The sequence below is a fragment of the Bacillus salipaludis genome (assembly GCF_004358205.1).
In genome coordinates this window covers 325914-347275 of record NZ_SMYO01000003.1, presented here as the reverse complement: position 1 = coordinate 347275, position 21362 = coordinate 325914, and the positions used below count along the sequence as shown (strand labels likewise).

Below are 21362 nucleotides of genomic sequence, written 5' to 3'. Positions count from 1 at the left end.
GGGAGAACTAGAAGAGAGGAGTGGCTTGATTGGGATCCCATTCGATTGTTATTCATATTAATGGGGAAGATCACCCTGTAATAGTACGGTCTGCTGACACCTTATTATTTGTTATCAGAAGCAGACTTGGGCTGACAGGAGCTAAACCGGGCTGTTTAAATGGGGATTGTGGTGCATGCACCGTAAATGTTGATGGCTGGCCGATGAAATCATGCTTAATGTTGGCTGTGGAGGCTGTTGGAAAAAAGATTACCAGTATTGAAGGATTAAAGAATGCATCGATCCAGAAGGCCTTTGTTGATAATTTTGCGTTTCAGTGCGGCTATTGTACACCTGGGTTCATCATGAATTGTCATTCCTTAATTAAGCAGCACCCGGATGCATGTGATCAAACAATTAAAGAGTGGTTGAGGTCCAATATTTGCCGCTGTACAGGATACGCGGAGATTGAAAAAGCGATTAAATCAGTATTAAAGGAAAAATGAAAAAAATGAAGGACACAGTCTCTGTTAGCAGCAGGTAGGTGTCCTTCATGATCTACTCAATAACCCCAGATTCCATAATCTTTACATCTGCATGAACATTTACTTTGAGATTTGGATAGTCGGTTTTCCATTTAGAAAAATTAAAATTTCTTGTTTTGCTTTTTATAAAATGGCCAAAACCTACAGGGTCAATATTTTTTTCTTTAAATTCTTTTATTAAATTCTTACATTCTGATTCAATTTTTTCTTCTACCTTTTTTTCTACTTCCTTAGTTTCCTTAGGGGTAACTTTTGTTCCCGAGTATTCTTTCAACACTGCATTTAGCTTAATCCGTACATTGACGGTTAAAGGATCCCTGGAGGTAATCTTCATTTTGAATTTTGATCGGATACTCTCGATGGCTGCCATTTCCTTGCCTAATGTTACTTTTAAAGTTCCTTTACTGTAATCGTCAACAAGCAGCTTAAAGAAGAACATTTTTTCGTCAGGAATAGAGTAAACAACATGACCATATCGAAAAAAACTGATACCGGTTATTTGTATTTGGTTCTTTCCGATTTTTTTTAGCCTTGGAAGATAAGGCGTTTTACCTAATTGATTAAAATCAAATAAAAAACGCTGCAGGTTTGTTTTAGGAACATCCATTGTTTCCATATTATGCTTGATGAGATTGGTTAAATAAACTGCATTTCCTCTTTCTCCATAATTACCTTCAATGAAATCCTTTGCTTCCCCTTCGGTTACAGCCAAGTAAAGGCCGGCGCCAATGCTCGGATCCCGCTGAAATGAGTCCATCAAATCTAAAATTCCCTTTTTTTCCGCAAGCTCTTCCCCAAAAAGAACCACCTTAATGCTCCCCGTCACGAGTGGATCTGAGGATTGGCGCTGGATATCTCTTAAGAGGTCTCTGCTTAAGGCAGAGGAGGCCGTGAAGGATTTGTTTTTCACAGCTTGATCTGGTAAATAGATCGGAACTAAGGCCGTTCCGAGAATTTTACCATCCACATAATCATAGGCACTTCCCGTTTCAAGATTGACATCATCCAAGATTCTCTTTTGTACACAACCACCAAGCACAAGGGATACGATTAGAACGGGTATGATGATGTTCTTCATTTTTTCTTCACCCTTTTCATAATCAATATCAGAAAAAAAAGTAATGGAACATATCCATAATTAATGTAAAAGAATATTTTTCCAGAATAGTCGGTAATGGTGTTAATTTGCTGCCTTGTCTTAATAAAAACGTTCACTATTAATACAATTAATGATAAGAGGATGACACCATTTTTTTGCTTCAGGTTTGTTATCCTTTTTAAAATGCGTGCGGCACACCAAAGCGCAATACAAAAATTGGGAAGAATGATGATAATCCAATTGGCAATGCCGATATATTCAAATCTCTCAACAAAAGGCATTTCGACTATTTTCCACATGGTCAATGTCGGCCAGATATACTTTTGCAACTGTCCCTCTGAAAAAAAGGAAAAGGTCGCAATAGAAATAAGTGTATAGATAATAGTGGTAGTAAGGGCGCCCAGATGGGCCCATTTCTTAGATTTTTCTGGTTCTTTAATAAAGGGATAAAAAAACAATAGTATTGCAAACCCAGAATAAGTAAAGGACATTTGATAGGAGGCAAAAGCCAAATCCTTTATCGAATGATCAAAGATTGGAAGTAAATTCCTGATATCCGCATATGGAAGGGTAAACAGGAAGGTGAATAGTAAATATGCTGGAAGCACTACTCCAAAAAATGCTACACCTGCGACAGTTCTAAAACCTCCGTATAATATATAGATTCCTAATCCACAAAAAGCCAAGGAAAACCAAAAGGTACTTAAATCTTCAAACATCCAGGCTTGAATGACTTCAATAAAAGGTCTTAACGTGATAATAGCCGCAAGCAAGTATACCAAAACAAATGGTAAGGACAGGAGGTTACCCATTATTTTCCCAAATATAAAGGTATGGACTGACATTATATCTCCATTTACTGTTTCTGAGATTCTGTACATCATCCAAATAATGATATTTACACTTAAACCGGCAATCACAACGGAAATCCATGCATCATATCCCGCTGTTAATGCGATAATGCGTTGGAAGCCGAGGACCCCGACACCAAACTGCATCGTATGAATGAGAAAAAATACTAAGAAAGGAGATACTTTTGCTTTTTCAGGCAGTACTTGTTCCATATTCCTTCCTCCGGTTCCTATTCGTCAATATCACTTTTTTTACTTTTTTTACTCGGAGTAAAACGAATAGGGTTTTGTGTTCTTAAAGTTAACGGCCGGTGTGATTGTTTGCTGAATGGAAGCCTAATAAGTGAATCTTTAAGGTCTTTCATTCTAGGTGGATAGAGTGGTTCTAAAAAAGGCCGATTAAGGGATGTAAGTCGTATTAAGTGGGTTAATAATATACAAAAACAGAATACGATTCCAATCAGTCCCCACAATTCAGCAAAAAACAAAAATGGAAAGCGCAGTAAACGAATCGAATTGCCCATTTTATAAACGGGTGTTGTAAAAGACGCGAGTGCTGCAAGTGCTACGATAATCAGGAGGACATTACTTGTCAATCCTGCTTGAACAGACGCAGTTCCAATAACGATACCGCCTACGATACCAATGGTCTGCCCAACCTTGGTCGGAAGTCTTGCCCCTGCCTCTCTGAGCAATTCGATGGTGAGCTCTAAAAATAGAGCCTCAAGGATAGGGGGAAGTGGAATGGCACGCCGGGACGTAACCAATGTATTCATCAAATCCGTAGGTATTAGTTCGTAATGGTAAGACAATGTAGCTACATACACTGGGGTTATTAAAATAGAAAATGCAACGGAAAACAACCGAATCAGCCGAAAAAAAGATGATAAAATCCAGTTTAAGAAATAATCCTCGAATGAGCTAAAAAATTCAACCAATGTTGTTGGCGTAATTAAAACATGTGGAGATCCATCAACAAATATGGCAACTTTACCTTCTGCCAGGATTGCTGTAACCCTGTCCGGACGCTCCGTATCTAGAAGCTGCGGGAAAGGGGAATTTTTATTATCCGATATTAATTGAACAATATAGGAACTGTCAGTAATCGCATCAAATTCAACATTTTTTATCCGTTCTTTAACTGTTTGGACATTGACGGGATCTGTAATGCCGTCAATGTGCATTATCACCACTTTTGTTTTAGAAAGAGAACCTACTGTTAACTCGTCTAAAATAAGTTCTTTAATAGGCAGCCTTTTACGAATTAAGTTAATATTTTGCTCGATTGATTCAACAAATGCTTCCTTCGGACCGATAACACTAAACTCTACCTCTGGAGTTGTGACACTTCGGACAATTTCTTTTTGCGCAGCTAAAAACGCAAATTTCTTTTTTTCTGATTCAAGCGTCAGGAGAATATATCCATTAAATAATTTTTGTTCGATAATACTTTGATCCTCGCTGATTTCCACGTCCGAGAGGGGGATGATTTTTTTTATGTCCTCGATTGTTTCAAACGATTTTTCAAGTAAGTAAGGAAGTGCGCTTTTCTGTATAATTGACTCATCAATGAGAGTGGAAATAAATGAAAAGCTAAAATGGTTGTTGGTTTTCTGATTGACATAAGAAACTTTTTTAAAATCTTTTGATTGCTGAAGATATTGTTCCAATGCTTCTTTTTTATCATATTGTCCTTGTTTGTTTTTAAACCAAACCATTGATTCCAACTCCCAGGCATCTTTCTTTTCCGATTATGTTTCCCTTTTTTGGAATAATTATGAATCCTAATCTTATTTGCAAAAAAGGATATCTTTAAATGAAAAATAGCTTGGAGTCATGAACTCCGAGCCATTTTTGATGATTATTTTTGTTTTAAATGAAAATAAGTATCCATTACCCTACGGCCAATGCGGAAATTTGCTTTATTTTCTGATTGACCTGTATAGGCCCATGGTACGAGCACAGCCATGGCAACTTGAGGATTGTAGCTCGGTGCATAGCTCACAAGACTTAGGTTAATAACCCCCGGTGGTTCTTTACCATATCTCCAGCGGTCAGGCCCGTCATAAAATCCTTCCGCCGTTCCTGTTTTTCCTGCCGGAGAATAGGGGGCACCCTTAAAGTACGGATAGGCGGTCCCACCGGGCTCTTGAAACACTTTTTTAAACCCTAGCTGAACTCGGCTTATCCACTCTGGTTTCATGTCAAGCATATTCAAAACTTTCGGGTGGATTTGTTTAAAAACAGGACCGACCACCTCAGAGCCAGTTAATGGTTCTCGAATTTCTTTTACCATATGGGGCTGCATCCGATAGCCGCCATTGGCAAGTGTCGAAACATATTGAGCCATTTGCATTGGAGAATAGGTATCATATTGTCCGATGACAAGGTCAAGTAAAAATCCCGGCAATCTACTTGAACCTTTAAACCCTGCTTGTTCGTTTGGAAGGTCAATTCCGGTTCTCGTTCCTAGACCAAAGCTTGCAAAGGAATTACGAATAATATCAAAGCTATTTGGTTTTAGTGATAATGGATGATCGGGAATATAATTTCCCCCGCCAATTTTGATGGCTGTCCGGAACATATAGACGTTAGAGGACAGTTTTAGGGCATTAAGATCGTTTAAGGTCCCTAAATACATCCATGATTTCTTAACAGGCGTACTCTTAATTCTGATTGGTTCGTCGCTCAAATAGGTATTAGGAGAGATTGCCCCTGTTTTATAACCAGTTAATACAGTAGCTCCTTTAACAGCAGAACCAACATTATACGTTGTGGTAAAAGTTCCAAGTGCATCGTCAATCATTTCGGTTCTTCCAGTTTTCTCATCCCGAACGATGCGTTTTCCCGCCATTGTTAAAATTTCACCAGTTTTAGGGTCCATTAAAACAACATAGGCACGATCTAAGAAATGAGTACCAGGCAGTCTCTTTAATGACCAGAGCTCTTCCTCAATAATGTGTTCGACCTTTTTCTGCAATTCCATATCAATGCTTAGAACAACGTCTTTCCCACGCTGGCCATCATATACAACCTCAGTATCTACCACATTTCCTTGTGTATCGGTGACGTTTTTAACCCGTGATTTATATCCATGCAGGATATCTTCATATTGGGCTTCTAAATAACTTTTTCCGACACGGTCATTTCGATTATAACCTTTTGATAAAAAATAATGCAGTTGATCCGCAGGCAGCCCTTCATCTGATTTCGTAACTTTACCTAAAACAGATTTTAAGGTCTTATCAAAATTATAGGATCTTTCCCAATCCGTTGCCGTATCCACGCCAGGAAGGGACTGAAGATTTTCGCTGACAACTGCAAATTCCTTCTCCGTTACATCTTCATTTTTAACGATTTGCGGGGTGAATTTATAACCATTTCGGAATTCACGAAAAATCGCAGCCACCTCTAGGTCTTCTGGTGTAAGTTGTTTTAAATCCTGCTTGGTAATCCGCATTATTTTTAATTCATATAAGTTTTTATCTTTTAATTTTTTTGCTTTGTATAGTTCATTTTCACTTTTAGTGATTTTGTCGTCCGCTAACTCGGGGTATTTTAAAATCCAATAATCTTTTTTATCCCAATCTGTCAGTTTATCAGTTTTTTTGTCGATAAGTTTTGCTAAAGTCTTTGCAGTATTCAGCATTTCCTCTTGGTCGGATCCCATGTTTGTATAGGTAATGGCTTTTTTCGGGATGTTATTGACAATCACTTTATAATTACGATCGAGCATTTTTCCCCTTGGAACAGGATTTTTTATCGTAATATCCTCGTTCCTTTCAAGGTCACGCTTGAAATTCTCGCCGTAAACAATTTGTACAAAACCAAGACGTAGTATAAGTGCAGAAAATAATAGAAAAACGCAAAAAAACAATAGATTAATTCGAAAAGGAAAGTGGGACTTTTGCTTTTTCTCCATTTTTGTAACACATCCTTTATGCCAACCGTGCTAAGTCTATTTTATTATGCCCTATCCATAAGTTGGTATTATTACTATTTATTTTACAGATGGAGCTGCATAGGTGTAAAGGATTACCTTCTCAACAATTTTTTGTAAATAGGGCTTTAAAAAAATGATGGATAAAAGGAAATTGATTAATGAAAGCTAGAAGAAGAGGGAAAATTAAAGGAGGTACTCTTTGTGGAAAGACATGCTCAGCAGCAATCGCAAAGCTTTCAGCAGCAGCAAATGATACAGCAGCAACAACAGCTGCAGGAAAATCAGTCCATGATGGAGCAGCAATTTCAAACCCAGAAACAACAGGCGCTTCAATCGATGCAGCAAGCAACATCAACTATACAACAAAGTGCTTCCATGAATAATCTCCAGTCACTGCAGCAAGCTCAGCAACAGCTGCAGCAGGCGACCCAGCAGTTAAACCAAATGCAAGGGATTGCCATTACACAATCGACCACTGCAACCCAGCAACAATTAGAACAGGTCCAGCAGCAAATTGAGCAGGCTTCACAAACCCTTGGCCTAATTGACAGCCTGAATCAAGGAAATAACAGCTTTAAAAAAGGCTAAAAATAGTGCCCAGCTTCGATTTATGAAGCTGGGTTATTTTTTGCCTCCGCTAGTACAGCCCCAATCGCCTCTTTTATTTCATGATACCCAGTACACCTGCACAAATTGGATTCCATCCACTCTTCAATAACAGAATCATCAGCATCGGGATGTTTTTCCGCTAGGGCATGACAATTCAGAATGAATCCCGGTGTGCAATAACCACATTGGATGGCCCACTTTTCGATAAAGGTCTTTTGGATAGGGGAATCTAATAGACTTTCAATGGTGCTAATTGACTTGTTAATCGTTTCAATTGTCAGTGACAGGCAAGAATGATGTGGTTCTCCATTCACTAATACCGTGCACGCTCCACAGTCACCATTTTCACAAGCCCTTTTAGCACCCGTCAGTCCCAATTGCTCCCGTAAGGTATGTAATAGTGTATCTGCACTTCGAATCATTACTTCCTTGGTCCCTCCATTTACATGAAGCTTGGCAACTGTTTTTTCTGAACCATTTGAGATCATGTAATGGCCTCCTTTAAAGCTTCAATCGTTTCCGATAACGCATTTTTAAAAACAAATTCCCGGTATTCTGCGGAGGCTTGTATATCATGTACGATCGTTGAAGGCAGCCGTTCCACAGCCCGCTGTACGCGACCATCAACGGGAAGAGAAGAATCATTTAAAATATTTTCAATTTCCATTGATCGAAACGGGTAGCTACAAATCCCACTGAAAGCGGTCCGTAATTTTTTGTCCTTTACTAAGGCGGCGATAGATACAACTGGATAGCCAACCTTCGTACTCTTTGTTTTCTTTAAACTAAAATGCAGGAGGTGAAGGTAGGATTTATTTATTAAAATTTGTACAAGGAACTGACCTTGACTGATTTGTAAGTTCTGTTGGAAGACCTCTTCCAAAGGTATTAGAGTTTCGCCTTCGGAACCGGCCAATTTAACCATTGCGTTGGATAAAAGCAGGGGTAATATCCCTTCCCGATAAATGAGCCGGCTGTTTAGATTACCCCCGATGGTAATTTTATTCCGTGAGGTATGGTCTGCCACTTTTTTTACGGCTTCCCCTAATAAAGGGAACAAATTGGATTCCGTTATATGATTTAATGTTACACCGGAACCGATAACCAATTGCTCCTCTTGAACTTCTAAAACATTGCATTCCGGGATTCCTTTTAAATCTATCACGGCATCTGCTGTAAGATGATTTCTACGCGAAAACGTAATAAATTCAGTTCCTCCACTATAGTACAGGACGGATTTACCTTGTTTTTGGATATCCTCAAAGGTTTGGACAGCTTCTTGTATCGTCTCAGGTCTATAGTACTCAAAGTCAAAAGGAATCATTTCATGTTCTCCTTTCTCATTTTCCAAATGAGTTCCGGAATTAATGGCAGGTAATTTAACTCTACTTCGGCTGCAGCCGATAAACTATTCGCAAGTGCGCCGGCCATGCCAATTACACCATATTCACCAATCCCCCTGGCTCCATATGGCCCGTCAGCTGCTGGGGATTCAACAAAGTCAACTAGGTATTCTGCCGGCTGTTCGCCAAAACGCAGCATTTGATAGTCCCTTAATTGCGTATTTTGTACCACACCATTTTCATCAAAATGAAATGACTCACAGCTGGCAAAGCTTAAACCCAAATACATCCCGCCTCTCATTTGCTGTGTCGCTGTTTGATAATTAATAATCGTTCCACCGTCTAAAACGGTTACTGCTTTAATAACCTTGTAGGAGTAATCCTTCGGGTTCCATTCGACCTCCACAGCCTGGGCGCCAACGGACCACCAAGGCCCCGGCTTGCCGAATCCGGTTTCCTTATCCATTGGTGTCAGATGTCTTTGGATATACTTTCCGTGACCGACCACTTGACCTTCAACGGCATGGCCATTTGGATACTTATATCCGAGAGCGATATCCTCAAATTTAACACCGTATTCAGGGCTTGGTTTTAGGTAGACACGGCCGCCGCCCAGCTCTAGATCTTCTTCCGAACACTGCAGAGCGATAGCAGCTGTTCTTTTTAATTGGGAGATGGCATCATCTGCTGCTGCCATTACCGCTCTTCCTGCTAAAAAGGTGGTACTGCTGGCCACCGTCCGCCACTGATGGGGATCGTACTGGGTATTGACCTCCATCGTGACATGAATTTTGTTCATATCCATTTTTAATCGTTCAGCTAAAATCTGAGCAAGAATTGTTTTGGTACCCTGGCCCAATTCAATGGCAGCACAGTTCAAATTTACACTGCCATCTGCTTCAAATGTGATAATGGCACCTGCCTGCGCATTGGTAGCCGTTGTGGAGGTTTTCCAAAAAACACTGATTCCTTTTGATTTAATCATTTCAGTATCAGTTTCGATTCGCTGACCCTCATCCCATTTCACAAGTTCCTTGGCCCGTTCAATACATTTCTCGACATCGCCAATATTACTCGCATTAAGTACTGTTTGCGTCGGGGAAGTATTCCCTGGTTTAATGGCATTAATTTTTCTCAGTTCAATCGGGCACATGGTTAATTTTTTTGCAAGCTGATCCATTGTACGCTCGACAGCAAAGGTTAATTCAGGATGTGCATACCCCCTGAAAGAGGTCGCATACGGGTGGTTCGTATACATACAATAAGAGTCACACCAAACGTTTGGTACATCATATGGACCAGTACAATCCAGCGCCATTGCTCTCGTAATCCCGGCAGCCTGATCCGTGTATGCACCGGAGTCAATCAGGAAGGTATACTGCCCCGCAATAATTTTCCCGTCCTTATCCGTTCCTAGTGAAATGGTCGCATCAAGACCAATATGGCAGGGAGCGGTGATCAAATCCTCTTCTCGTTCATATTCGAGTTTAACCATTTTCCCGCCAATTGACTTTGAGGCTAAATAAGCAAGCGGCTCGAGTTGAACGGTTCCCTTGCCGCCGAACGCTCCGCCCACTAATGGGACATGTACAACAATATCTCCAACCGGAATATTGAAAAATTGATTTAACACCTTTTTAATCGTGTAGGGTGATTGTGTATTGGAATGGACTACAACTTTTCCCGCCGGGTTGATTTCAACTCTGGTACCGCGCGTTTCCATTGCTGCGTGGTCGGAAAGATTAAAAGAATAGGTTTCTTTTATTTTTGTTGCACAGTTCTCCCAGGCAGTTATGAAATCACCTTTACGGATTTTGATATGACTGCCGATATTGGTCCCCTGAACAGGATAAACATTACTGATAATTTTTACATATTGCCCTGAGTTTTCATGAATTAAAGGAGCATCGTTTTTAAATGCATCTTGAACAGAATTCACAACTGGCAATGGTTCATATTCTACCTTAACCATCTTTGCTGCTTTTTTAGCTTGATGTTCATGGTCGGCGACAACAATCGCTATCGGTTCTCCATAGTATCGTACTTTATTAAAAGCAAGCGGTGGCCGATCCGCTAAAATGGGACCGATGTGAAAGGGGAACATATTTCCCGTTACAATCGACCGAACACCGGGGCACTTCCATGCTTCTGTTACATCAACGTACTTAATCTTGGCATGTGCCTGTGTACTTGTAACCAATTTAGCGTGGGCCAGGTTGGGCATGGAAAAATCTCCAATAAACCTTACCGTCCCAGTGGCTTTTTCGATGACATCCACTCGTTGTTCGGGCTTTCCAATTGTTTTTCTAACTTCCAACATTTTTTTGCTGCCTCCTATAAAACATGATGGCCTATGTAAGATCTAAGATAATTTATATTTTTCTCTTTTAGATGTAAAAATTATACAGGGGAACTGGGAATTAAATGCATTAGGAAACCAAGATTAAAAAAATTGTCAATAAAAAGATTTTTTAAATTTTTCCCATATTGGATGGATTATTTTATAATTAGAAGGGAATGGGCTGGTTTTGAATTAGCTTGTTTAATACCATTAGGGGGTCATACATAGTGGAGAATAAAGTGGTTGATCCAACTGTTCAAAAGGCTTTAGAAAAATTTAGAGTATTAGATGAAAAAATTTCACATTTTTCTAGCATCATTGGTTTATCAGACTGGGATCAAAAGGTGATGGCACCCAAAAAAGGTAGGCATACCTTTGCGAAGGCTATCGGTACATTAAGGACGGAAGTATTTAAACTGTCGGTTTCAGAGGAGATGGGGAGCTTAATAGACGTGCTTAGTGTAAATGAAAGCGCTTCATCATTGGATGCTGTTACGATGGCAAAAGTAAGGGAGTATAAAGATTATTATCAGAAGGCAAAAACTATTCCGGCGGACCTCTTTCAGGAATATTCAATCTTGACTGCTCAAGCAAATGACGCATGGGAAGAGGCAAGGGGGACAAATGATTTTGATCTTTTTCTACCTTACCTTGAGAAAATTATAAATTATAAAAGAAAGTTTGCCGAAATTTATGGTTATGAAGAGCATCCATACGATGCGATGTTAGCTGAGTTTGAGCCGGGCCTAACCGTTAAAAAACTCGATCCATTGTTTGCTAAATTAAGAGAATCAACTGTGAGCTTACTAGAAAGAATTCAACAATCAGGAAGGCCAACACCAGCGGAAATTTTTGACCAATCCTATGATGTGGAAAAACAAAAAGCATTTAACCGCTTCATATTGCCGCTGATTGGGTTTGATCTGGAGGCGGGGCGTTTGGATGAAACCGTCCACCCTTTTGCCCAAACAGTCAATACCGGAGATGTCCGCTTAACAACCCGTTATTTAGAGCATAATGTTCGATCAGCTTTGTTTGGCACGATTCATGAAGCGGGTCATGGAATTTATGAGCAAAATATCAATCCGGAATTTGAAGGCTCTGTTCTTCAAAGCGGTGCCTCCTTTGGAATTCATGAGTCCCAATCAAGATTCTTGGAAAATATGGTTGGTCGCAGTAAAGAATTTTGGAATTATTTTTATCCGCAGATTCAAAATCAATTTCCGGAGGCACTTGAAAATGTTACGGTTGAGGAGTTTTACCGTGCTGTTAATACCGTACAGCCATCGTTTATTCGAGTGGAAGCAGATGAATTAACCTATAATCTTCACATTATGATTCGCTATGAAATAGAAAAAGCTTTAATGGCGGGAGAAATTGAAGCAAAAGATCTGCCAGCTATCTGGAATGAGAAAATGCAGGATTATCTGGGAGTCACACCAGGCACTGATACAGAGGGAGTGCTGCAGGATGTCCACTGGTCATTTGGCGGAATTGGCTATTTCCCTTCATATTCATTAGGGAATTTGTATGCGGCACAAATACTAAGAAAGATTAAACAAGACCTGCCAGATTTCTATTATCATATTGAACAGGGAAGATTTGATCTTATTCAAGATTGGTTAAAGGAAAATATTCATCAATATGGTAAGCTCTACACCCCGAATGAATTGATTCAAAAGGTAACGGGTGAAGAATTGAATGCAGAATATTTAGTTGAATACTTGGAGAAGAAATATTCTGAGGTATATGGGTTGTAATTTTATTGACAAATATGAAACACTAAATATATAATTATAGTAATTAAATATTTCCTTTTAAAGGGGAGTAGCTGTACAGTAAAGTCGTCATTTCGAGAAATCAGATTTCTCCGGCTTTATTGGCAACAATGACGTTGTTAGCAAGACCTTTACTTAGGGTAAATGATCAAACATTTATTCTCAGGTAAAGGTCTTTTTGTATTTTTAGGCCATTACCAGGGGGAAAGTTAGGCTTTTACCCACGGGTAAAGGCCTATTTTTATTGCTATAGCTCACATTCTTGTAGATACTGAGCTTTCGCAATATTCAAATGGCAAAAGGAGAAATTTAAAAAATTTAAGGAGGTTTGTTTAATGGATTTTACAGTTTTATTGGAGTATGGCTGGGTATTATTGGTTCTAGTGGCTTTGGAAGGTCTTTTAGCAGCAGATAACGCGTTGGTGCTGGCAATCATGGTGAAACATCTTCCGGAGGAAAAACGAAAAAAAGCTTTATTTTATGGTTTAGCAGGTGCATTCATGTTCCGTTTTGCTTCATTATTTGTCATTTCTTATCTTGTGGATGTTTGGCAGGTACAGGCAATAGGAGCCATCTATTTGTTATTCATGGCGGGAAATCATATTTTCCGTAAGTTAGTGAAGAGTAAAACGGAAGAGCAGCCGAAAGAGCCAAAAAAGAGTGGATTTTGGACTACAGTTTTAAAAGTTGAATTAGCCGATCTTGCTTTTGCGGTTGATTCCATTCTTGCGGCGGTGGCTATGGCGGTGGTGCTGCCTGAAACAAAGCTTCCAAATATAGGTGGTCTTGATGGGGGTAAGTTCTTGGTGATTTTTGCAGGAGGCTTCTTGGGATTAATCATTATGCGCTTTGCCGCAAACAAGTTTGTCCAGTTATTGGAGAAACGCCCTGGTCTAGAAATGGCGGCCTTTATGATTGTCGGTTGGGTAGGGGTAAAGCTTGTTGTCTATACACTTTCACATCCAGCACTTGCGATTTTAAATGAAGAATTTGCTCATTCAACCGAGTGGAAAATGAGCTTTTATCTCGTCTTAGTTGGGATTGCTGCAGGAGGATGGTTTCTTTCAAGGGAATCAGCGAAAAAAGAATCGAAAGCTTCATAATATACACTTAAAAAAGTAAAGGCATATTATATTTGCCTTTACTTTTTCATTTTAATGAAATGCCGTCAAAATCACTCCTATCGCAATTAATACTACTCCCATTCCATTCACCAAGCTAAGCTTCTCCCCAAAAAGGAAAATGGCCAGCAATGTTGCAATAACCACACTTAATTTATCTACAGGAGCCACCTGAGAAACCTTGCCTAATTTTAAGGCGAAAAAATAGAACAACCACGAAGCAGCACCTGCGATACCACTCAAAGTGATAAATAAAATAGCCTTTTTATCATGTAAAATACCAGGGATTTTATTGAGATTCCCCTCAAACACAACAACCCCCATTAAAAAGAATGCCATCACAATCGCTCGAATGGCGGTAGCCGTATTTGCATCAATATTTTGCAATCCTATTTTTCCGAAAATTGAAACAAAGGCAGCAGATACAGCAGATAATAGGGCAAAAATAAGCCACGACATAAATTCATCTCACCCTCCATTTCTTTTATCATTTCAATTTTTTAATGGGTAAACCCTCTTTTACAATCGAATTTAATAAATATTTAATACTCGATTCATACAAAATTTATGCTGGAGGTCTATTCTAATCATGTGTGGGTAAAAATGTTTTTTACTAGGAATATTTTAAAAGAGTGAGATAAAGGTGGAGGAAGAATGTTAACACACTTAGATTATACAGCATTTCAATGGGTTAATCATTTAGCCATTACGGACCATTTTATGAATCCATTCATGGTATTTTTAGCTGATAAAGCAGAGTATTTATTTTTTGCAGGTATTCTATTTTATTGGTTTTTTCATAAAGAGCAAAATCGGAAAATGGTTGCAACTGCCTGTATTGCAGCTTGTCTTGCATTAGCAACAAACATGATTATTGGAGACTTTTATTATCGTTCCCGTCCATTTGTCTCCCATCATGTAATTATGCTGATCTCACACGCAAAGAATGCTTCTTTTCCAAGTGACCATGCGACCGCAGCATTTGTGATTGCCATGACTATTTGGCTATGGAAAAAGCGCGATGGCTGGATTTGGTTGATTTTAGCTGCAGGAATTGGAATTTCTCGCATTTGGACAGGTGTTCATTATCCATTAGATGTCATCGCCGGTATGGTAATTGGAATAGTAACTGCAGTTGTAGTTTATCTACTAACAGTAAGATGGGGGAAATTTAATCAGTTTATTGGTGTTCTTATCAATGTTTATGAAAAACTTGAAAGCAAGATTTTCAATACTACTCTTATAAAAAATGAAAAATAGTTCGAGATAATTGGAAAGTAAAAAGGGAATAGAACAATATGATTTAAGAATCGGTGGGAAAATGAAGATATTCTGGACAAATTTGAGTAAAGAAAAACAGCATTTATATTTTGCAGCCTTTTTATTAGCCCTTTATTTATCACCATTATTTATTCTAGGTGAAAATTCACATATCCGGGTTCATGATAATTTGGATTCGAATATTTCTTGGTATAAAGTGCTTAATGATAGTGGACAACTGTTTGGCGGAATAAACTCGGTTATCCCGCAAATCATTAATGGATTACCAAGAAATGCATTTGGGACAGAATTCAGTGGGATCCAGTGGCTGCATAATTTGTTTCCGTCGATGCTTGCCTTTTCAATCAGTCAGGCAATTACAAGGATTTTTGCATTTTTGGGTATGTACCTTTTATTAAAAAGACATTTTGTTAAGACGGAGGAGTCTTATTTAATCCGTATCTATGTTTCGCTGGCATTTGCACTTACGCCATTTTGGCCTTCGGGAATGCTGAGCACTCTCGGTATGCCACTTGCACTTTGGGCTTTCTTAAATATAAGAGAAGGAAGGTACTCTTGGAAGGAGTGGCTTACGCTCATTCTGCTTCCTTTTTATTCAAGTTTTGTGCTTGGATTTTTCTTTTTTCTTACAGCGATTGGGTTGCTCTGGCTCCGGGATTTAGTGGTTAAGAAAGAAGTAAACTGGGTCTTCTTTGGCAGCATTTTTGCCATGACACTAATCTATTTAATAATCGAGTACCGCCTTGTTTATTCTTTAGTGTTTCCTGAGGCCCCGACAAATCGGAATGAATTTTTTGAATCAACCAATGGTTTCTGGAGTACGATTCGTTTAATTTTCAAAAATTATTTTCTTGGACACACCCATGTAATGACCCTGCATACATTTGTGATTGTTCCGCTATCCTTCCTTGTGATTTGGGTCATAAAGAATCGACAGAAAGGTCATATCGAAAAACGGTTTCTTTACCTATTTCTTTTGAATTTTATACTATCTGTTTGGTATGCTTTTTGGTTTTACAAAGGATGGATACCGTTAAAAGAAAGAGTGTCTTTTTTAAATACCTTTAATTTTTCTAGATTTCATTTTTTAAGGCCATTGATTATATACCTGATGTTTGCCGTCGGTGCCTATATTCTATGGAGGAGGGGTAATCGTTGGAAACTATTGGTAAAATTATGTCTGGCAGCGCAGCTCCTAGTGCTTTTTGGGGCAAATAATGAAATCTATTATCGTGTGGCAGGAACACCGACCTTTAAACAATTTTATGCAACTACTCAATTTTCCGATATTAAAAAGTACATTGGTAAGCCGCAAAATAGCTATCGTGTTGTCAGTATCGGAATTCATCCTGCTATCGCTCAATACAATGGTTTTTATACGCTGGATACTTATAATAATTTTTATCCACTAGCGTACAAGCATCAGTTCCGCAAAATAATTGCAAAAGAATTGGATAAGAGTCCCACTTTAAAATCCTATTTCGACCATTGGGGCGGGAGATGTTATATTTTTGTTTCTGAATTAGGAAAGAAGTACGATTTTACAAAGGATTCAAAAGTCGAAATCCATCATCTGCAGCTTAATACGAAGGTATTGAAAATGATGGGAGGAAAATATATTTTCTCGGCTGTTCCAATTCTAAACGCCAAAGAAAACCAGCTGGAATTTAAAAAGGCATTTAACCAAAAGAGTTCTGCTTGGAAAATTTATCTTTATGAAGTAAAATAATGTGGTTTAAGGAGTCTTAACATGAATAAACCGGTATTAACCATCGTTGTACCTTGTTATAATGAAGAAGATGTCTTTATGGAAACATCTACCCAATTATCACATGTATTGGAAATGTTAATCGCTGACTCGCTTATTTCAAGGGAAAGTAAATTATTGTTTGTGGATGATGGCAGCAAGGACAGGACATGGGAGTTAATAGAGAGTGAGAGTGGACATAATTCTTTTGTTAAAGGTTTAAAGCTTGCTAAAAATGTCGGACATCAAAATGCATTAATGGCGGGTCTTGAAACGGCAGCGAAGAAATCGGATTGTGTCATATCCATTGATGCTGATTTACAGGATGATATTAGCGTAATCCAAGCATTTCTTGAAAAGTATTGGGAAGGGTATGATATTGTTTATGGAGTGAGAGAAAGCCGGAAAACAGATACCTTTTTTAAAAGAACCACTGCTGTCGGGTTCTATCGTTTTATGGAGAGAATTGGGATAAAATTAGTTCCTAATCATGCGGATTTTCGGCTTATGAGTAAACGGGCACTTGAGGAATTATTTAAATTCAAAGAGACGAACCTTTTTTTGCGCGGCTTGGTCCCACTTGTGGGATTCTCATCTGCAAAGGTATATTATGATCGTAAGGAGAGGTTTGCGGGAGAATCAAAATACCCGTTAAAAAAAATGCTTGCCTTTGCATTCGATGGAATCTCTTCCTTTAGTGTAGCCCCAATCCGCTTTGTAACCTTTATTGGTTTCTTGGCGATGTTTATTAGTATTCTTGCCGGAGTCTATGCACTAATTCAAGACCTATTAGGACATACTGTTTCAGGCTGGACATCACTAGTCATTTCCATTTGGTTTGTTGGAGGGTTGCAGCTATTGGGGTTAGGTATTATTGGTGAATATATTGGCAAAATATATTTTGAAGTGAAGAAACGTCCAAGATATGCGATTGAAAGAGACAGCTTTTCCGTTAGTCAAACAAATCAGCAAATAAAAGAGGCAATTGGTCATTAGGAGCAGGTATGAAATATACTTTTATTCGTTTTGTCATGGTAGGGATTTTGAATACGATTGTTGGGTTATCGGTCATGTATCTTCTTTTACATGCGTTCCACTTTTCATACTGGATCTCAACCTTCATCGGTAATTCCATTGGAGCGATTGTAAGCTTCTTTTTAAATAGAAGCTTTACATTTAAAAGTCAGAATGCTGTTTCAAAAACTGCCATCCGTTTTATTGTGGTCATTTTGTGCTGTTATTTTATTTCTTATGATTTAGGAAAAAATTTAGTTTCAGCCATCCTACTTTCAAATCAATTCTTTACTGAAAAAATAAGAACCGATTTGGCGGTCCTTGTCGGTACTGGACTTTATACCGTGCTTAATTATTTAGGGCAAAAATTGTTTGTTTTTTCAAAAAAGGATGTTTTAGTTGAAACAAAATCATGAGATAAACGTAGAAAAACCAGGAGGTTCTGACCGGACCTCTTTTTTCTATCATAAAAGGAGTAAGCTCATGAATATAAAAAAATATTTATTTATTGCCTTTATTATTAGCTTGGTGAGTGTAATTGGTTTTGGGATGATTTCCATACTTATTAGTGATGAAAAAATAGGGCATTTTGACAGTACTGTTATTTCGGCGGTTCAAGGACTCGAAACGCCCGGTCTTACAAAGGTAATGAAATTGTTTACCTTTATTGGTTCCACACAGGTTGTTATCATTCTTTCTCTTGCCCTTTTGATTTTTCTCTACAAGGTACTGCATCATCGCTTGGAATTGATCTTATTTGTAAGTGTCATAGCTGGTGCAGGAATTTTAAATGGTGTTTTAAAGCATTTTTTTCAGCGGGCACGTCCTAATTTACACCGTCTGATTGAGATCAGCGGTTATAGTTTTCCTAGCGGTCATGCTATGAGTGCTTTTGCTTTTTACGGTGTGATTGCCTTCTTACTTTGGCGCCATATTTCAACCAGGATTGGGAGAACCATTTTAATTATTGTTAGTTGCTTTATGATTCTTGCCATTGGTATAAGCCGGATTTATCTAGGGGTACATTATCCAAGTGATATTATTGGGGGATATTTTGCAAGCATTTTTTGGCTGACTGCTGCTATTTGGGTTTTTCAATTTTATAAAGAAAAACGGTATAATAGGAAGCAGGGATATAATGAGTGAGAGGTTTTTGAAAAAATTGGAGTGATACATATTATAAGAAACAGTATTCCTAACCTTTTTACGCTTTTAAATTTATTTTTTGGATTTTTATCTGTCATGTATTCGGCGCTTGGGGATTATAAAAATGCGGCAATTTTGATTCTGATTGGAATGATGCTCGATAGTATGGATGGGCGTATTGCCCGGATGTTGAATGTCGAAAGTGACCTTGGAAAGGAATTAGACTCACTTGCCGATATTGTAACCTTTGGTGTTGCGCCGGCGATGATGGCCTATTATTCCTATTTTTCTGATTTTGGTATATTTGGGATGGCGATTTCAGGATTATTCCCGTTATTTGGTGCATACCGATTGGCGCGATTCAATATTAATGCGGTCAAATCATCACTACATTATTTTACGGGTGTCCCCATTACAGCAGGTGGGGGACTACTAACGCTTTTAACCTTATTTCACGGCAAAATGCCAGCGATTATTCTGCCGATTGCCTTTTTTGTCATTTGTTATTTAATGGTCAGCACCATTAAAATCCCAAGCCTAAAGGATATTCCTTTGCCGAAATATGGAATTATTATCACCTTATTCCTTGGTTATGCTATTTATATTGTCTTTAAGAAAGAGCAGCATCGTTTTCCTTACTTCATATACGTAGCCATTCCGCTTTATGTAGCTTTTATAAGTTATCAATTAGTTAGGATTAAGCGAAGCGGTCCAAAAAAATAAAATTCAAAAAAAGAGAAGTACAATTCACTTGAACTGTACTTCTTTTGAATATTTCAATCAACCTGATTCATTAATCACGGAAATATTTTTTGATGAATTTTAATATTAAAATAGGCAGTGCCTTTTTTGCAGAGAGGAGATATTGGTACATTGCTTTCTTTTCCGAAGAAGATACATCCCAATCGTCAGGTATGGTGTTGATGACCGATAAGATTTGCTCAGAAGGAAGTGCAAGGACTTTTTCTGTAAATTGCATAAGTGATTTGGGGTCGTCTATTTGAGTAACACCCCATGTATGAACAGGCTGTTTTAGTAAATTCATGGGGACTTTTTTCAACATATCTTTTGAAAGTGCATATCCTGGAAAACATAAACCGTGATCAATTAAATGAAGATAGCATTTGTTGTCAGAAAGCCTTTCTAACAGAACATTTCCCGTATCCCGATCATTGTTATTCACCCAATAGTCGAATACAATAATACCCGGCAATGCATCGCGATTGACAATTTCTTCATTAATTCGAGGCTCCCAAAGGCCCGTACAATCTTTAAGCAAAAGACTGGCAAATTGATGTCCAGGTGTAAACCCATACCGGTAAAGAACAGGGAACTTTTTAAAATCAGATTTGGAGAAATAAGCCACCTCAAAAGATGCTACAGGCAGTCCTAATAACTGTGCAAGTTTCCCCACCACCCAATCATTCACGAGGACCCTTGTTCCTTGGGGATTGTCTTTAAATTTTACAAGATAAGTATTTCCGTCATTCATTTCAAATAGTTGAGGCTTTGAAAAACCCTCCTTGAACTTTCCTAAGTAGCGAACCGGAAAAATACGATTCAAAATGATATTGCCTCCCTTTTTCTTCATATTATCAATATATGTACAATCCCATCTCTCGGTATAGTTGAATTTAAAAGAATGGAAATAAATTTCTTCTCAAAAAGTGAATAAAGGAGAAAACGAAAGAAAATTATAGATAAGAGGAGTTTTGCTTAATGAAGGGGGAGGGAAGTTGGTTAATCATCTTGTCAAAGCAGTGCCCAATTTATTTACCATCGGAAATTTTTTATGTGGTGTTTTTTCTATCACCTTTAATATGAGTGGATTTATTGGAGGTGCCTCGATTTTTATTTTTTTATCGGCTATTTTTGATCTCTTCGACGGACGGGTTGCCAGAAAATTAAAGGTGAACAGCGAACTTGGAGTGGTATTGGATTCACTGGCGGATATTGTTAGCTTTGGGGTAGCACCTGCGCTTATATTTCATTCAATCGCAGCACCGTCTATTTTAACTTCTCTAGCCTTTATTCTTTTCCCTACTATGGGTGCTCTAAGGTTGGCAAGGTTTAGTGTGAACCCAACCATTGGGTATTTTAAGGGTCTGCCGATTCCAGCTGCTGGCCTGCCATTAGCCGGAATGGGATTGTTTACATATTCCAATGCATGGATCACGATTCTTTTGGCTGTTTTAATGGTAAGTCCGATTAAAGTAAAGAAATTATGAAAAAACCTAGTCTGTATGTAGACTAGGTTTTTAAACAATTTTACATTCCACCAAATGACATAACCCAAATCGATCCGGCAACGGTAACGACGGCAATAAAAACACCATATATCACGTTAATCGTTTGTGCTGCACTGTCTTCACCATCTCTTAAGTGCATGAACATAAACAGCTGCAGACCGGCTTGTATGACAGCGAGAGTGCCGATAATCCACATAATGGCATTGAAAGATAAACCTGTTTTTAAAGCTACAAAGAGTGCGACAAAAGTTAAAACTAATGAAAAAACAAATCCTAATACTTGTGTTAGTGGTGTACCATGTGAATGTTTCTCCAT

At 38.4% G+C, this 21362-nt stretch carries 21 protein-coding genes; 11 read left to right on the top strand and 10 right to left on the bottom strand.

Annotated elements, in window-relative coordinates:
- The first annotated feature begins 29 nt into the window (after positions 1–29).
- Positions 30–485, top strand: coding sequence for a (2Fe-2S)-binding protein (locus tag E2K98_RS07090; RefSeq protein WP_133333552.1), 456 nt, complete (start codon positions 30–32; stop codon positions 483–485).
- A 52-nt stretch (positions 486–537) separates the two neighbouring features.
- Here E2K98_RS07090 and E2K98_RS07085 read toward each other — a convergent pair whose 3' ends face one another.
- The 4 genes from E2K98_RS07085 to E2K98_RS07070 form a co-directional block, all read right to left on the bottom strand.
- Entirely contained in the window at positions 538–1602 is a 1065-nt protein-coding gene (locus tag E2K98_RS07085; protein ID WP_133333551.1) for a Ger(x)C family spore germination protein, read from the bottom strand.
- Positions 1599–2687 carry a GerAB/ArcD/ProY family transporter gene (locus tag E2K98_RS07080; RefSeq protein WP_133333550.1) on the bottom strand — a complete coding sequence of 363 codons (1089 nt, stop codon included), beginning with the start codon at positions 2685–2687 and terminating at the stop codon, positions 1599–1601. The genes E2K98_RS07085 and E2K98_RS07080 overlap by 4 nt, the downstream gene beginning before the upstream one ends.
- 17 nt (positions 2688–2704) lie before the next feature.
- Positions 2705–4192: a spore germination protein gene (locus E2K98_RS07075; RefSeq protein ID WP_133333549.1), complete on the bottom strand. Its 1488-nt coding sequence runs from the start codon at positions 4190–4192 to the stop codon at positions 2705–2707.
- 143 nt (positions 4193–4335) lie between these two features.
- On the bottom strand, positions 4336–6396 hold the full coding sequence (locus E2K98_RS07070; RefSeq protein WP_133333548.1) for a peptidoglycan D,D-transpeptidase FtsI family protein: 2061 nt from the start codon (positions 6394–6396) through the stop codon (positions 4336–4338).
- Positions 6397–6618: 222 nt separating this feature from the next.
- Here E2K98_RS07070 and E2K98_RS07065 point away from each other — a divergent pair, with 222 nt between their 5' ends.
- Entirely contained in the window at positions 6619–7005 is a 387-nt protein-coding gene (locus E2K98_RS07065; RefSeq protein ID WP_235824740.1) for a hypothetical protein, read from the top strand.
- Between the two features lie 20 nt (positions 7006–7025).
- Here E2K98_RS07065 and E2K98_RS07060 read toward each other — a convergent pair whose 3' ends face one another.
- From E2K98_RS07060 to E2K98_RS07050, 3 genes are read right to left on the bottom strand one after another with little or no spacing between them, the layout of a single operon-like run.
- Positions 7026–7514 carry a (2Fe-2S)-binding protein gene (locus E2K98_RS07060; RefSeq protein ID WP_133333547.1) on the bottom strand — a complete coding sequence of 163 codons (489 nt, stop codon included), beginning with the start codon at positions 7512–7514 and terminating at the stop codon, positions 7026–7028.
- Positions 7511–8350 carry an FAD binding domain-containing protein gene (locus tag E2K98_RS07055; RefSeq protein WP_133333546.1) on the bottom strand — a complete coding sequence of 280 codons (840 nt, stop codon included), beginning with the start codon at positions 8348–8350 and terminating at the stop codon, positions 7511–7513. The genes E2K98_RS07060 and E2K98_RS07055 overlap by 4 nt, the downstream gene beginning before the upstream one ends.
- Positions 8347–10689, bottom strand: a complete 2343-nt coding sequence (locus E2K98_RS07050) for a xanthine dehydrogenase family protein molybdopterin-binding subunit (protein WP_133333545.1) — start codon at positions 10687–10689, stop codon at positions 8347–8349. The genes E2K98_RS07055 and E2K98_RS07050 overlap by 4 nt, the downstream gene beginning before the upstream one ends.
- A 248-nt stretch (positions 10690–10937) precedes the next feature.
- Between E2K98_RS07050 and E2K98_RS07045 the strand changes: the two genes are divergently transcribed.
- Both E2K98_RS07045 and E2K98_RS07040 read left to right on the top strand, forming a co-directional pair.
- Entirely contained in the window at positions 10938–12470 is a 1533-nt protein-coding gene (locus E2K98_RS07045; protein ID WP_308913268.1) for a carboxypeptidase M32, read from the top strand.
- A gap of 353 nt (positions 12471–12823) precedes the next feature.
- Positions 12824–13591, top strand: a complete 768-nt coding sequence (locus E2K98_RS07040; RefSeq protein ID WP_133333544.1) for a TerC family protein — start codon at positions 12824–12826, stop codon at positions 13589–13591.
- A gap of 51 nt (positions 13592–13642) precedes the next feature.
- Here E2K98_RS07040 and E2K98_RS07035 read toward each other — a convergent pair whose 3' ends face one another.
- A complete protein-coding gene (locus tag E2K98_RS07035; protein WP_133333543.1) occupies positions 13643–14068 on the bottom strand; it encodes an EamA family transporter in 426 nt (141 codons plus the stop codon).
- Positions 14069–14263: 195 nt separating this feature from the next.
- On the opposite strand from E2K98_RS07035, the gene E2K98_RS07030 reads away from it, so the two are divergent.
- The 6 genes from E2K98_RS07030 to pssA (E2K98_RS07005) all read left to right on the top strand — a co-directional run bounded on the left by E2K98_RS07030 (position 14264) and on the right by pssA (E2K98_RS07005) (position 19520).
- Positions 14264–14869 (top strand): undecaprenyl-diphosphatase, encoded by a 606-nt coding sequence (locus tag E2K98_RS07030; RefSeq protein WP_133333542.1) that lies wholly within the window; start codon positions 14264–14266, stop codon positions 14867–14869.
- Positions 14870–14930: 61 nt separating this feature from the next.
- Complete coding sequence (locus E2K98_RS07025) at positions 14931–16619, top strand: DUF6044 family protein (protein ID WP_133333541.1); 1689 nt, start codon at positions 14931–14933, stop codon at positions 16617–16619.
- 21 nt (positions 16620–16640) lie between these two features.
- Positions 16641–17633: a glycosyltransferase family 2 protein gene (locus E2K98_RS07020; RefSeq protein ID WP_133333540.1), complete on the top strand. Its 993-nt coding sequence runs from the start codon at positions 16641–16643 to the stop codon at positions 17631–17633.
- A gap of 8 nt (positions 17634–17641) precedes the next feature.
- Complete coding sequence (locus E2K98_RS07015) at positions 17642–18067, top strand: GtrA family protein (RefSeq protein WP_133333539.1); 426 nt, start codon at positions 17642–17644, stop codon at positions 18065–18067.
- Between the two features lie 67 nt (positions 18068–18134).
- Positions 18135–18797, top strand: a complete 663-nt coding sequence (locus E2K98_RS07010; protein WP_133333538.1) for a phosphatase PAP2 family protein — start codon at positions 18135–18137, stop codon at positions 18795–18797.
- Positions 18798–18818: 21 nt separating this feature from the next.
- Complete coding sequence (gene pssA / locus E2K98_RS07005; protein WP_208025325.1) at positions 18819–19520, top strand: CDP-diacylglycerol--serine O-phosphatidyltransferase; 702 nt, start codon at positions 18819–18821, stop codon at positions 19518–19520.
- Positions 19521–19590: 70 nt separating this feature from the next.
- On the opposite strand, the gene E2K98_RS07000 is transcribed toward pssA (E2K98_RS07005), so the two are convergent.
- Positions 19591–20361: a HipA family kinase gene (locus E2K98_RS07000; RefSeq protein ID WP_165976197.1), complete on the bottom strand. Its 771-nt coding sequence runs from the start codon at positions 20359–20361 to the stop codon at positions 19591–19593.
- Positions 20362–20533: 172 nt separating this feature from the next.
- Between E2K98_RS07000 and pssA (E2K98_RS06995) the strand changes: the two genes are divergently transcribed.
- Complete coding sequence (gene pssA, locus E2K98_RS06995) at positions 20534–21025, top strand: CDP-diacylglycerol--serine O-phosphatidyltransferase (RefSeq protein WP_133333536.1); 492 nt, start codon at positions 20534–20536, stop codon at positions 21023–21025.
- Between the two features lie 40 nt (positions 21026–21065).
- Here pssA (E2K98_RS06995) and qoxD read toward each other — a convergent pair whose 3' ends face one another.
- The gene (gene qoxD / locus E2K98_RS06990) at positions 21066–21362 is read right to left on the bottom strand and encodes a cytochrome aa3 quinol oxidase subunit IV (RefSeq protein WP_133333535.1); all 297 of its coding nucleotides are present in this window, start codon (positions 21360–21362) and stop codon (positions 21066–21068) included.